Source organism: Acinetobacter sp. M5A5_2a, from assembly GCF_053345265.1.
Genome location: NZ_JBKEZV010000013.1, coordinates 19,129 through 32,642, shown reverse-complemented (window position 1 = coordinate 32,642; position 13,514 = coordinate 19,129). Strand labels below are relative to the sequence as shown.

Annotated in this window: 13 protein-coding genes, 4 tRNA genes and 1 riboswitch; of the genes, 4 read left to right on the top strand and 13 right to left on the bottom strand. The window is 38.7% G+C overall.

Annotated elements, in window-relative coordinates; genetic code table 11:
- The first annotated feature begins 2 nt into the window (after window positions 1-2).
- Window positions 3-677 (top strand): HAD-IA family hydrolase, encoded by a 675-nt coding sequence (locus ACLBWE_RS16785; RefSeq protein ID WP_447604048.1) that lies wholly within the window; start codon window positions 3-5, stop codon window positions 675-677.
- Between the two features lie 59 nt (window positions 678-736).
- Here ACLBWE_RS16785 and ribB read toward each other — a convergent pair whose 3' ends face one another.
- Window positions 737-1,396 (bottom strand): 3,4-dihydroxy-2-butanone-4-phosphate synthase, encoded by a 660-nt coding sequence (ribB, locus tag ACLBWE_RS16780; RefSeq protein ID WP_045125056.1) that lies wholly within the window; start codon window positions 1,394-1,396, stop codon window positions 737-739.
- 90 nt (window positions 1,397-1,486) lie between these two features.
- Window positions 1,487-1,637, bottom strand: a riboswitch (FMN riboswitch).
- A gap of 176 nt (window positions 1,638-1,813) precedes the next feature.
- Between ribB and ACLBWE_RS16775 the strand changes: the two genes are divergently transcribed.
- The gene (locus tag ACLBWE_RS16775; RefSeq protein WP_447604047.1) at window positions 1,814-3,595 is read left to right on the top strand and encodes a DUF2157 domain-containing protein; all 1,782 of its coding nucleotides are present in this window, start codon (window positions 1,814-1,816) and stop codon (window positions 3,593-3,595) included.
- Window positions 3,595-4,155, top strand: a complete 561-nt coding sequence (locus ACLBWE_RS16770) for a GDYXXLXY domain-containing protein (RefSeq protein WP_348951139.1) — start codon at window positions 3,595-3,597, stop codon at window positions 4,153-4,155. Before ACLBWE_RS16775 ends, ACLBWE_RS16770 begins: the two co-directional genes overlap by 1 nt.
- A gap of 46 nt (window positions 4,156-4,201) precedes the next feature.
- On the opposite strand, the gene panD is transcribed toward ACLBWE_RS16770, so the two are convergent.
- From panD to ACLBWE_RS16715, 11 genes are all read right to left on the bottom strand, one after another.
- Entirely contained in the window at window positions 4,202-4,582 is a 381-nt protein-coding gene (gene panD, locus ACLBWE_RS16765) for an aspartate 1-decarboxylase (protein WP_002120296.1), read from the bottom strand.
- Between the two features lie 131 nt (window positions 4,583-4,713).
- On the bottom strand, window positions 4,714-5,295 hold the full coding sequence (gene pth / locus ACLBWE_RS16760; protein WP_003653332.1) for an aminoacyl-tRNA hydrolase: 582 nt from the start codon (window positions 5,293-5,295) through the stop codon (window positions 4,714-4,716).
- 20 nt (window positions 5,296-5,315) lie between these two features.
- Window positions 5,316-5,612 carry a 50S ribosomal protein L25 gene (gene rplY / locus ACLBWE_RS16755; RefSeq protein WP_004641581.1) on the bottom strand — a complete coding sequence of 99 codons (297 nt, stop codon included), beginning with the start codon at window positions 5,610-5,612 and terminating at the stop codon, window positions 5,316-5,318.
- Between the two features lie 95 nt (window positions 5,613-5,707).
- Entirely contained in the window at window positions 5,708-6,658 is a 951-nt protein-coding gene (locus ACLBWE_RS16750; RefSeq protein ID WP_003653329.1) for a ribose-phosphate pyrophosphokinase, read from the bottom strand.
- Window positions 6,659-6,694: 36 nt separating this feature from the next.
- Window positions 6,695-6,769: transfer RNA gene (locus ACLBWE_RS16745), tRNA-Gln, on the bottom strand.
- A gap of 91 nt (window positions 6,770-6,860) precedes the next feature.
- Window positions 6,861-6,935 (bottom strand) — tRNA-Gln (locus ACLBWE_RS16740).
- Between the two features lie 20 nt (window positions 6,936-6,955).
- Window positions 6,956-7,030: transfer RNA gene (locus tag ACLBWE_RS16735), tRNA-Gln, on the bottom strand.
- A gap of 26 nt (window positions 7,031-7,056) precedes the next feature.
- Window positions 7,057-7,131 (bottom strand) — tRNA-Gln (locus ACLBWE_RS16730).
- Complete coding sequence (gene ispE / locus ACLBWE_RS16725) at window positions 7,130-7,963, bottom strand: 4-(cytidine 5'-diphospho)-2-C-methyl-D-erythritol kinase (protein WP_209734898.1); 834 nt, start codon at window positions 7,961-7,963, stop codon at window positions 7,130-7,132. The genes ACLBWE_RS16730 and ispE overlap by 2 nt, the downstream gene beginning before the upstream one ends.
- Window positions 7,964-7,981: 18 nt before the next feature.
- Window positions 7,982-8,560 (bottom strand): lipoprotein insertase outer membrane protein LolB, encoded by a 579-nt coding sequence (gene lolB, locus ACLBWE_RS16720; RefSeq protein ID WP_003653326.1) that lies wholly within the window; start codon window positions 8,558-8,560, stop codon window positions 7,982-7,984.
- Window positions 8,561-8,564: 4 nt separating this feature from the next.
- Window positions 8,565-10,274 (bottom strand): tetratricopeptide repeat protein, encoded by a 1,710-nt coding sequence (locus tag ACLBWE_RS16715; protein ID WP_005048646.1) that lies wholly within the window; start codon window positions 10,272-10,274, stop codon window positions 8,565-8,567.
- Between the two features lie 88 nt (window positions 10,275-10,362).
- Between ACLBWE_RS16715 and hemA the strand changes: the two genes are divergently transcribed.
- Window positions 10,363-11,646 (top strand): glutamyl-tRNA reductase, encoded by a 1,284-nt coding sequence (hemA, locus tag ACLBWE_RS16710; protein ID WP_447604046.1) that lies wholly within the window; start codon window positions 10,363-10,365, stop codon window positions 11,644-11,646.
- On the opposite strand, the gene ACLBWE_RS16705 is transcribed toward hemA, so the two are convergent.
- On the bottom strand, window positions 11,643-13,511 hold the full coding sequence (locus ACLBWE_RS16705; protein WP_151745462.1) for a DNA primase: 1,869 nt from the start codon (window positions 13,509-13,511) through the stop codon (window positions 11,643-11,645). The genes hemA and ACLBWE_RS16705 overlap by 4 nt on opposite strands.
- Window positions 13,512-13,514 lie beyond the last annotated feature (3 nt).

Below are 13,514 nucleotides of genomic sequence, written 5' to 3'. Positions count from 1 at the left end.
GAATGGCTATAAAACATATTTTGATTGATTTGGATGGAACACTAACAGACCCAAAAGTTGGTATTCATACTTCAATTCACTATGCAATGGATAAGTTGGGCTTTCCGTTGGCTGCCGATTTAAATATTGACTGGACAATTGGCCCCCCTTTAAAAGCCTCATTGGCAAAACTATTAGCCACTCAAGATGATGCTTTGGCTGAACAAGCTTTACTTGCTTATCGTGAGCGCTTTTCAGTTACAGGTTTATTTGAAAATGAAGTATATCCATCGGTTGCGCAAACACTTAATGCATTGAGAGAAGATGGGTATCGTTTATTCGTCGCAACAGCTAAACCAACTATTTATGCAAAACGTATCTTAGATCATTTTGACTTAAGCCAATATTTTGTAAATATTTATGGTAGTGAGTTAACTGGAGAACGTACCAATAAAGCTGAACTTATTCATTATATTCTTGAACGTGAGCAATTAAACTCAGAAGAATGTTTAATGGTAGGTGACCGTCAATATGATGTTTTAGGTGCTCGCCACAATGGTATTGAGGCGGTCGCTGTGACTTATGGTTACGGAACACCAGAGGAACTTAAGCAAGCACAACCTAAAGCAATGATTACGCAATTTTCTGAACTTTTGGAATACGTCGAAGATCAGGCAACACAAAAGAAAGTATCTTAAATATTAGTAAATTTTAATGTGAAGGTTTGGCTTTTATCTAAAGCCAAACCTTTTTTTATTTAAATACTGTGTTGTTGGCGGTATTGAACAAGTTCTTCAATCGTAATCACGGTTAAATGATGAGTTTGGGCATATGCCAAAACTTGAATACCTGATGCCATCGTGCCATCTGGGTTGGTTAATTCACATAACACACCAGCAGGTTTAAGCCCAGCCAGTCTTGCTAGATCAATTGTTCCCTCGGTATGACCTCGGCGAGTAAGTACTCCACCACTACGTGCACGTAAAGGAAAAACATGTCCCGGACGGTTAAGATCACTTGGAGCAGCACCATCTTTGATTGCAGTTCGAATGGTAGTAACACGGTCTTTAGCCGAAACACCTGTCGTAACACCTTGGGCTGCTTCAATAGTCACTGTGAAAGCCGTATGAAACTGGCTTGAGTTTTGAGAAACCATTGGTGGAAGTTCTAAATGATCTGCTAACTCTTCTGTCAGGCATAAACATACAATACCTGAGCCATCACGAATCATACGTGCCATTGTTTCAACAGTTAGAGTTTCGGCTGCGACAATTAAATCTGCTTCATTTTCACGATCGAAGTCATCCATAACTAAGACAGGTTTGCCTTGACGGATATCTTCTAATGCTTGTTGAATGCGTTGTTCAGCAGGAGAGAGGGCTGAGAAAAAAAGTTCTGGTTGAATTAAGCTAGACATAATGAAACGCTCTCGTAAAAATACGGTTGAACATTTCAGGACTGATGTAAAAACAGGCTGGCACTGAAATAAAACGGATTTATCCCAGTTCGTCGTCTTCTTTCATCCGGACTATACCGTCGGCTTTGGAGTTTCACCAAATCTGCTCAAATTATAAAATTTAAGCTCGTGGGCTTGTTAATCTATCAATAAAAATTAACTTTACCACCGGTGGGGAATTACACCCCGCCCTGAAGCGATGGGTTTTATTATAGCGCGCTTGATAAAATTGGCTAGATGCTTTTGTAGAATGCTAAGTTTCTTTATGAATAAGTATTTTCACAAATGGAAATAAGCTTTTTAACAAGAGCTTACTTGTTGATATGAAAATGGAATGCTATGTTTTTTATAGAAAATTATAAATAAAATAGGTGTTTCATGCAGATAAGAGATGATTATCCCCTTAGGAATACTTTATTTATTCAGCATCTCCATATTTTTAGTTATGTATTTATGGCGGTCAGTATTCTTTATTTAATTGCTGCTAATTGGCTAATGCTTCCAGACAGCATCCAGCTAACTATCCCGCCACTTATATTACTTGTGACAGCATGGATCAGTATAAAAGATACTTTAAGTGAAGGAGTTAGGCAGACTTTACATGGTATTTGCGGCTTGATGGTAGGCTTAAGTTTGGCTGTAATCGGGCAGGTCTATCAAACTGGAGCAGACAGTTATTTACTTTTCCTGATTTGGACATTGCTGTTATTACCTTGGCTATATCGACCAAATATTGGAATTTTTGCTTTAATTTGTATTACTAGCCAACTTACACTTTTTTTATTTTTTAAGCAGACTTTTTGGTTAGAAAAGTTTCCTTATTTATATCTGTTTGCTTTAAATTTATTAAGCCTTATAGAGTTTTGGGTATGTATAAAGAAGTATCGCGCTTTACGTTTCGTCTTTATCGCTTGGTTTGCAGTCATTTCAATCATTGGAATGATCCAATATTTATCTGGTGAAAATATTCCTTATCTGATCTCGGCTTTCTTTTCAGGAATAATCGGTTTTTATTATTTCTTCAAAAAAGATGATCAATTATGTGCCAGCTTGATGGCCGCTGTTCTTGGTGTGACTGCAACAATATGGCTTGTAGATAGGATCAATGACTTATTTAAAGATTCAAATGAGTTCATTTTTTTATTCATTGCAGGCATTATTTTTATCTGGTTTGCACTGATTAGTTGTTTTTTAATAAAAATTTTTCGTCAAAGTCGCTTTTATATAATTCCTTTAGCTATTGGAGCTTGGCTTGCTGGCCTAGCACTCGCGGCTTTTACATTAGTATTTTGGGAAGCTGTTTCTTTAATTATTGGAGTTATTTTTGTTTGTATAGCTTCTATTTTATTGAAAAAATCTCAACACTACTTTTTTCGGCAATTTGCCTATTGTTTATTCATAAGTGGTCAGACTGCTTTTTTGTTTCATCTAGAGTCTGAAACAGATCAGATGTTGTGGGTGCTAATTGCACAGATTTTTATTCTCTGTATAAGTTATTTTTTTAAACCCCATTGGTTCTTTATTTTAATTCAAATGCTCGCTACTTATGGCATAGCATTTATTTACTTACTACAAATGGATCATTCATTGTGGTCAGTAAACTCCACTCAGACTTATTTAAATTTAACACTGCTCAGCTATTTTGTTTTTAGTTTGGTGTTTTTGCCGAAGGCTAAATCGATCGTTCAATATGAGCGTAGTATCTATTTATGTGTGCTTACGGTAGTTGTAGTAGCTACTTTCTTTGATACTTTTATGGGACTAGTTTTAGATAGTTCGGAAGATCGGCAGATATGGATTTTCTATTTATTACCTAGTCTTTGGTTGCTTTGCTTTAGTATTTTTTATTTGTATAAGCAGTTGCATGGAGTAGTGTTTTTCGCATTCTTACTTTTTGGTGTATTGCTCATTGCACTTGGCTATTTTGAAGTTTTCATTTTATTTATCATTTTAACATGGGCGATAAAAAAGAAAGATTATATTGTTTATGGTGTCACTCTAGCAGTATTTGTTTTAGTACTTTGGCAGCTTTATTACAACTTACAAATAACTTTTTTGGCAAAGAGTGCATCGATTTTGATTTCTGGTCTTGTTCTATGGGCTTTATATTGGTTGCTCCACCAAGAAAATCAACGCTATCTTATTGAAGGAGAAAAATAATGAAGAAATATTTTTCTCTTATTCTGGCTATAGCTACCACATTATTTTTTGTGGGATTGATAGCGAAAAATGAATGGCATCTGGATCATAGTAAAAGTATTTTTATTGAGCTTAAGCCAGTTGATCCGCGTTCAATTTTACAAGGTGACTATATGGCACTGGCTTATGAGTTAGATTTACAATCTCTTAAAGCTCTTGCAGGAAGTGAGAGTGAGGCTCTAGATCAGGTAATTTTTAATCATTCTTCTGTTCCAGCAAAAGTTATTTTGGATTCACAAAATCGAGTAGTTCGTACAATTTTAGATATTAACAATTCATTTGCTGGGCAAAGTTTAATTTTAAAAAATCCTGAAAATCGTTTACAGGCTTTATATCCCGCTTCACGAAGTTTCTTGTTTGCCGAAGGTCTAGCCCAATGCTATCAGAAAGCAAAGTATGCTGAATTTAAGGTAAATACAAAAGGAGAGGCGATTCTGTTTGATTTGCGAGGAGAGGGGCTTCAACCATTAAATTGCAAACAGCAAAAGAACTGGTGGGAAGGAACTATTAAGGATTTATAAAATGATAAAAGCCCGTCAATGCGGGCTTTTTTATTCTAAGAATAAATTAGGCAACTTGAACAGGAATACAATTCGCTGTGTGGTTGACTGTATTATTTGGGTTAGCATAGACCAAACGTGGTTTATGAATATTTGCTTCAGCTTCAGTAAAATCACCAAATGTAGCAATAATCACTAAATCACCGACATCTGCTTGATGTGCAGCGCCACCATTTACTGAAATAATTCCAGAGTTATCTTCACCACGAATCGCATAGGTCGTGAAGCGTTTGCCATTGGTTACATTCCAAACATGAATTTCTTCATATTCACGAATACCAGCTAAGTCCATCAATACGCCATCAATTGCACAAGAACCTTCATAGTGAAGTTCAGCATGGGTTACAACTGCGCGGTGAATTTTGCATTTTAATAAACGAGATAGCATGGCTAGCGTCTCCTGAGTAGACCTAAGAGTAAGATCTTATGGTGAAATCTTTAGCTTTTGCTGTTGGCAAAGTGGCTGATGCGCATTTTGCTCCTAAAAAAGCAAGATAGCAAGCTTGATTGTTCAACAATTTAAGTTGGTTTATACGCATTAATTTGATTCATGGCCTGTGGAACTTGTCCTTGAACAAGTAATTTCACTTTAGAAAGGGCATGATCAATTGCTGCATCCATCAGACTTTGTTCACTACTTGGTGCTTTCCCAAGTACATGACCTGAAACTCGCTCTTTTGAGCCAGGATGTCCGATACCAATACGTAAACGATGAAAATTTGGACCAATATGAGGGACAATGTCACGTAAACCGTTATGACCACCATGTCCTCCGCCTGTTTTTAGACGAATTACACCAGGGTTCATATCAAGTTCATCATGAGCAATCAAAATTGCTTCAGGAGCAATTTGATAAAATTTTGCAAATGGAACTACACTTTGTCCAGAACGGTTCATAAATGTAGTGGGTAGAAGTAGACGGACATCGTGTCCTTCTATATTACCACGTCCGCTGATTCCGTGAAATTTCGGATCATTTTTTAATGTAATGCCATATTTATTAGCAAGCTGTTCAATGAACCAAAAGCCTGCATTATGGCGGGTTTGGGCATATTCTGAACCAGGATTGCCCAAACCAACAATTAGCGAAATATTTGACACTAATCTACGCCTTTCAACACTTATGCGCGTTTGAAGTCAGCGTGCATAGGAGTGTTTTTAGCTGGGTGACGTTGTAACGCTTGGATTTTAACGTTTTCAACTTTGTCGCCAACTTGGATTTCTATAACTTCTTCAAAGAAAGCATTGTTTTCTAAAGCTTTTACAAGCTGACGAAGTTCTAAAGTAATAGCTACAGGCTCAGCATTGCCACCATAAATGATAGCTGGAATTAATGCTTCGTGACGAAGGCGGCGGCTCGCACCTTTCCCTTGTTTGTCTTCAGCACGCGCTTGAGCGTTTAATACGAAGTTTGACATGAGTAAATCCTCATTAAAGTTAAATAGACTAAACTTGCGACCAGTTTAGTGATAGAAAACCCCAGCCAAGGCCAGGGTTCATAAAAGCTGCGGTATTATAAACTATCGAACATCGCACTGATAGATTCTTCGTTATTAATACGACGAATCGTTTCAGCAACCATGCTAGCAACAGAAACCTGACGGATTTTGCCCAAGGTTAATGCTTCTTCAGAAAGAGGAATAGTGTCAGTGACAACTAATTCATCAATAACTGAATTACGTAAGTTTTCAATAGCCTTGCCAGAAAGTACAGGGTGAGTTGCGTATGCAACTACACGGCGTGCACCAAATTGCTTAAGCGCATCAGCTGCTTTACACAATGTACCGGCAGTATCAACCATGTCATCTACGATAACGCAATCACGATCTTTTACGTCACCAATTAAATGCATAACTTGCGATTCATTGGCTTTTTGACGACGTTTATCAATAATTGCTAAATCGATGTCACCCATCTGTTTGGCAACGGCACGAGCACGTACTACGCCACCAACGTCAGGAGAAACCACCATAAGGTTATCATGCGATTGTTGACGTAAGTCAGCAAGCAAAGCAGGAGTACCATAGATGTTGTCGACTGGAATATCGAAGAAACCCTGAATTTGGTCAGCATGTAAGTCAATCATTACGACACGATCAATACCAACAGTGGTAAGCATGTCTGCAACAACTTTAGCTGTAATCGGCACACGTGCAGAACGTGGGCGACGGTCTTGGCGAGCATAACCAAAATAAGGGATAACGGCTGTAATACGACCAGCACTTGCACGACGCAAAGCATCTGCCATAACCAAGATTTCCATAAGGTTATCATTGGTAGGGGCACAAGTAGGCTGAACGATAAATACGTCTTTACCACGAACATTTTCAGTAATTTCTACTGAAATTTCTCCATCAGAAAAGTGACCGACTGATGCAGCACCTAGAGGGATATGTAAGTGACTTACGACTTTTTGAGCGAACTGTGGATGAGCATTTCCACTAAAAACGACAAGATTGGGCATGAAGCACCCTTGGCGGTTGGTATGTAATTAAATAGATGGCAGGGGCGGCTGGATTCGAACCAACGGATGCCGAGATCAAAACCCGGTGCCTTACCACTTGGCGACGCCCCTAATGCGGCAGAACTTTAATATTTTTGCAATGCAATGTCAAGATGAATCAACAAAAAGCATAGCAATTAAGTCTGTCTTTAAAATAAGAGAATGGCAGGGGCGGCTGGATTCGAACCAACGGATGCCGAGATCAAAACCCGGTGCCTTACCACTTGGCGACGCCCCTAAATTCGATGATATATATGATGGCAGGGGCGGCTGGATTCGAACCAACGGATGCCGAGATCAAAACCCGGTGCCTTACCACTTGGCGACGCCCCTAATATAATCATCATTACAGGTGAGGTTGGCAGGGGCGGCTGGATTCGAACCAACGGATGCCGAGATCAAAACCCGGTGCCTTACCACTTGGCGACGCCCCTAACGTGTAACCTTAAAATGATTAAGAGGAGATTCTTTTAAACTATTTACCAAGTAAGATTTACATGGTGAATGTTTAAGAATTTCATCAGTATTCATTTCATTCGTTACTTCAATAAAAACACAAGCACCTGTACCTGTAAGCTTTGCTTGACCAAACTGATCTAAATATTGCATTGCTTCTTCTACTTCAGGGTATAACTGTCGGGCCAAAGGCTCAAAGTTATTTCCAAAATTAGAAGGTTCTAACTGATAGGCGCAAAATTTAGTGGTCTTAGAGTCTCTTGTCAATGTTTTTTGTGAAAAAAGCAATTGAGTGCTGATAAAACAATCAGGTTTTAAAATAATGAACTGTTTTTGATCTAAGTCTATGAATGATAAATGTTCACCAATACCTTCAGCCCACGCATTTTTACCATAAATAAAAATAGGAACATCGGCACCGAGCTTTACGCCATAGTCTGCAAGTTGTTCTTTATTTAGACTACATTCCCATAATTGATTTAACACAATCAGGGTTGTGGCAGCATTGGATGAACCTCCGCCTAGACCTGCACCCATTGGAATATTTTTTTCAATTTTGATGTTTAGACCGCAGAATTTTTTTGCATGCGGTCTTAGTATCTGAGCAGCCCGATAAATCAGATTTTCTTCAGGTCGAACTTCACTCAATCCATCAATTTCGATTTGTTCATCTAAAGTCGGTGTAAATACCATCCAGTCATATAAATCAATGAGTTGGAAAATGGTTTGTAATTCATGATAACCATTTTCACGACGTCCTGTAATATGTAAAAACAGGTTGAGCTTAGCTGGAGAAGGGACTCGAATCATAGATTTATATAATTAGACTTAGCGGTTTTGGATGACCATTGTAATACGGTTTTCTTTATCTTCAGCAAGAGCTTGCTTTAAAACTAGTTTGTTTGGCAAAGTTTGTTCACCATCGTAACTGAAATTAACTGTCCAGCCGTCTTCAATGAGTTGGTTTACACGATTTTCATTATCTTTACTGATTTGAGCACTTAAAGTTGCAGGTTTGGCCAAAATCCAGCTTGTTAAATGAGTAATGGGTGCTTGCCAACCAGTTGCACGCTCTAAAAGTTCTTCTGGAGAGGCAGCAGTAATTAACCCTGTTTTAGCACTATTTAACTTCACTTCACCGGGTTTACCCTGAATTTGGGTTTTTCCTACACCTAAAATGCCGCTTAATTCAATATCAAAATTATCTTGTTGTTGAACCCACGTGAAAAATGCACTACCGGTTTGCTGTGGTGTGCGAACCCCAATCTTACCTTGTAAATTAAAGTGTTTTTCGTCTTGAACTTGCTGGGTAACCGCGGGTTTAGGTTGAGTAAAATGCTGACAACCGGTTAGAAATAATACACTTGATCCACAGATCGCTGTGCACAGTTGGGCAAATTTGCTCATATATTTAACTCTTTTTTGCAGATGTAGGTAAAATTAACGCATCAAGCTGTTGTAATTGTGGATCATTGGCATGTTTTTGTTTCAGTTGTTGTAACACAGCGCTAAATTGAGTTAATGATCCTTGCATATACAGGGCTTTAGCATAACGAACGCCAATATTTACATTATGGCTAAGTTCATAAGCTTTGCCTAAAGCTTCTGCTGCACCTTCATAATCATTTTGTAAAAATGCAATGTAACCAAGCGTATCTAGAATTGAGGCCTGTTCCGGCGCATATTCTAAGGCTTGTTCTGCATATTGACGTGCTTCTTTCAACCTACGGTTTTGTAAGGCTAGTGTATAGGCATATGCATTTAGATAAGTTGGGCTATTAGGTTCAAGTTGTAATAATTGCTTTAATGTTTTGTCGAGTTTATCGCGGTCAGTATATGGATCAAGTAATAAAACTTCTGCGTAAATGAGTTCTGGATCATCCGGTAAATTCTTTATCGCTTCATCTAATAAATTTAAGGCAGCTTTTTTATTGCCCATTTTCTTTAAAATTTCAGCTTGAGCTTGATATAAGAAACTTGCATGTTGAGGGTAATTTACGCGTTCTTGAGTGAGGAATCGTAAAGCATCGTGTAAATTATCCTGCTTATCATAAATCGCAATTAGATTACGTCTTGAAACAACGTATAAACTGCCATCAACTAAGCGATAGTAAGCTTTTGCTGATTCATAATGCTGTTTGCGTTCTGCATTAATCGCTAAGTAATAATAAGCTTCATTTTGGTATTTTGCAGAGTTTCGTAGGTCAACAAGATATTGTTCTGCTTTGTCATATTGTTTTAAATCAATGCTGGTTAAACCTGCAATAAACAATGCTTCTTCAGCTTTGGGATTAGCCTCTATAACATTTTCAAGCTTTTCTAAAGCGAGTTGAGATTGATTAATTTGTATGAGATAGCGGATTTCAGCTAAACGAATATCTAAATTTTTCTTATATTTACGGCTAGACTTTGCATACCATTTAAGTGCACCTTCTTGATCGCTAAGAGCAATGAGTAGGTTTGCTTTCATTAAAATAAAGCTCGTCACTTTAGGACGTCGGCGTAGTGCCTTGTTAATGTTGGTTAGAGCGGATTCTAATTGACCATTTTGGGCTTCTAAATTGGCGATGAGCGCTAAAATAGAAGGGTTGTCTTTTTCAGAGCTAGAACGTAAAGCTGTTAATAATACTTCTCGATCTTGAGCATTCTCTGGGGCAATACTCGCTAAAATTTGTTCTAAATCGGCAGTCGGATCTATTTTTAAAATTTTATCTAATGTTTCAGCGGCAAGCTGGTATTCATGTGTTTTTAACGCAATATGTGACAAATAGAATAAAGCAGGTACATCTTTGGGTTCTTGAGCTACCCAATGTGTAGCAATGTTTAAAGCGGCTTGAAAATCATTATATTCAAGGGCAACATCTAAAGCTCGCTGTTTAATTGAAGTAGAGTTACTTTTAATTGCGAGTACTGTGTAATTGTGCAAAGCGTTAGGAATGTCATCATAAGCCAGAGCAAATTCAGCGACCATAGTTTGCTCTAATGCCTGATCAAATGAATGCACGGCATAGGTCTCTTGCACAGGGCGTGCATAGACATGCGAGGACATGCTACCTAACAATAAGAATGTGGTAGAATACTGTCTTATCGAAGCACCGTTAAAATTAATACGGCTATTCATTTGACGCAATTTTTATTGATCCAAAGTAATGCTTTTTATGACACCGATGTTGCACAATAGCATAAATTTAGCGAAATGATGATCTGATATGTCTTTCTTTGCATTGGGTGTCAACCATCAAACAGCTTCTGTCGAACTCCGCGAACAAATTGCTTTCAATGCAGAGCGATTAAGTCGTTTGCTTGCCGAACAAAACCATCACCAAAGCTTAAAGGATTTGGTGGTCGTTTCGACGTGTAACCGTACAGAAGTTTATGCCATGGCGGAAAATGCCGAAAGCCTTCTGAAATGGTTAGCTGATGCCAATAATATTGATGTAAAGCACTTAATTCATCATGTTTATCGTTACGAGAACACGCAGGCAATTACACATTTAATGCGAGTAGCAAGTGGCTTAGATTCTCTCATGCTAGGCGAGCCGCAAATTTTAGGGCAGGTTAAAAGTGCTTTGGCATTGTCTAAAGAAGCCCAAGCGGTCTCTCCTGAATTAAACAGTGTTTTTGAATATGCTTTTTATGCTGCTAAACGTGTACGTTCCGAAACTGCGGTGGGCAGCCATGCCGTTTCGATGGGGTATGCGGTTGCACAATTAGCTTTACAGGTTTTTAGTAAGCCCGAAAAACTTACTGTGATGGTTGTTGCTGCGGGGGAAATGAATAGCTTGGTTGCTAAACATTTGGCTGAAATGGGCGTCGCTAAAATTATTATTTGTAATCGTAGCCGTGAGCGTGCTGACCAATTGGCTCAAGAGATTTCACATCAGGTTGAAGTTGAAATTATTGATTTTTCAGCATTAGCTGAAAACTTGTATCGTGCTGATGTTGTGTCGAGTTGTACTGGTAGTTTATATCAAGTGATTGCTTATCCTGATGTTAAGGCCGCATTAAAGAAACGTCGCTATCAACAAATGTTAATGGTTGATTTAGCTGTACCTCGTGATATAGATCCTAAAGTTGAAGCGCTTGATGGCGTCTATTTGTATGGTGTTGATGATTTACAAAGTGTGATTGAGGAAAACCTCGCTCAACGACGTCAGGCAGCTGTTGAAGCGGAAGTGATGGTGAATCAATTAGCTACTCAGCTTATTACTCATCAAAAAGTTAAAGAGGCGGGCAGCACAATTCATGCCTATCGCCAACATAGTGAAGAAGTTAGCCAACAAGAGCTGACGCATGCTTTAGAGGCTTTGAATCACGGTGAGAATGCTGAGCAAGTATTACAGCAATTCGCGCATCGTTTGACGCAAAAGCTTATGCATCCGACATCTATTTTGCTACGCGAAGCTGCCAAGGCAGAAAATCCTGATTATTTTGAATGGCTACAACAGCATTTACAGGATATATTTGATCATGAGCGTAAGTCAAAACATTAAGATAAGAGTCTTAAACTAATTTGTTTGGTTAATTCATTAAGCTGTTGTCTTAAATTTCGTGATTCAATTAGAGAAATCGGCGATTTAAGTTTCTGACGTAAATATCTTTCTTTTAGGCCTAAAGCATATTCTTGGGCTAACTTGTCGGCCACTTCGGGTGCCTGCGTTAATGCCTGAATATTGGTTCTTTGCATAATATCGGCAATTTCATGGCAATAACTGCTACAAGCACCTAGAACATAATATGTTGCCAGCTCTTGGTCATCCGGTAAGTCATCAAAAATACGGTTTAAAATTGCCAGTACTTTTGCTAATAATTCATCTTGATGAATATAGGCACGTAACCCTTCAAAATGAATATAAAGAAAAGGGTGGTGCATCAAAATTGCAATTGCAAAGTCTTCATCTTTAGTATGAATGTTAAATGAGAGCGAGGCATCATGGCTGATTTGTGGTGTAAAACGTTTACCCAGTCCGAGTTTTTCACGGAAAGATTGATTGAGTAAATAACGGAACGAACCCTGTTTGGGTAATAGTTCAGTCAGTTCTCGGAGTTCTCCCATGACCAAGCTTTTGCCTTCAGGGGTACTAATGTCGTGTTGACCTGTTAAATGAGCAAAGACAAAATCAGACAAAAGAGGGGACTGTTGTAGTAGTTTTTGGAAATTCTCAAGCCCTTCACGACGGATCAGAGAGTCGGGGTCATGGTCATTCGGTAGAACAAAAAATTTGAGTTCGCGTCCATCATTGAGAAGTGGTAAAGCGATTTCTAACGTTCTGCGTGCTGCTTTTTGACCCGCAGCATCGCCGTCAAAAGCAATAGTAATACGGCTATTTTGTTTAAATAAAATATTAAGGTGTTCGGTATTACTTGCAGTTCCTAAAGTCGCTACAGCCCCTGTAATGCCATATTGCTGCAGTGCAATGACATCCATATAGCCTTCAACCATTAACCAGTCGTTAGACTTAAGTTTTCTACCTTCATAAAGCCCGTAAAGTAGCTGATTTTTATGGAAGACCTCTGAGTCAGGTGAGTTAATGTATTTGGGCTTGATCTCATCATTTAAGGCACGCCCACCAAAACCAACGACGCGGCCTTTCGGGTCTCGAATCGGGAAAATCACACGGTCACGTAATAAGTCAAAATCACGACCATTATCGCTTGAACGGATAAGCCCAAGTTGCTTTAAACCATCAATGTCATAAGGAAAAGCTTTCTCTAGGTGTTGCCAATCTTCTGGTGCATAGCCTAAGCGCCAAAATTGAATCGTCTGATTAGTTAAGCCACGTTGTTTAAAGTAATTTTTTGCTTTTTGACTGTTAGGTAATTGGTGTTCATAGAACTGTGCAATATTTTCCAGTAAGTCATATAAATTACCTTCTTGAACTGGTTCCTCAAAGTTGAAAGGCTGTTCAAATTGGGCAAAAGGGTCGTCAAAAAATACCGGTTCAAGCGTGTTGTAGCTTTCATCTATTGGTTGCTGAGGAACCACGGGCTCCGCCGTATTTGCTTTAGCAACTGGCGGCTTTGTAACCTGACGGGTATAAGATAGTTTTTTGTTTTCGGTATTATCTTTGGGTAGTTCGACTCCAGCGCTACTCGATAACTCTTTCATTACATCTATAAAGTTTCGGTTATCAATGTCCATCAGAAAACGGATCGCGTTACCGTTGGCCTGACACCCAAAGCAGTGATAATACTGCTTGTCTCGATAGACATGGAACGATGGAGATTTTTCTTGATGAAAAGGGCAACAGCCGGAATATGTACGTCCCGTCTTTTTCAGTTTCACACGCTGACCAATCAGATCGACAATATCTGTGCGATCTAAAATTTGATCAATCGTATGTTGTGGAATTGCCATAAT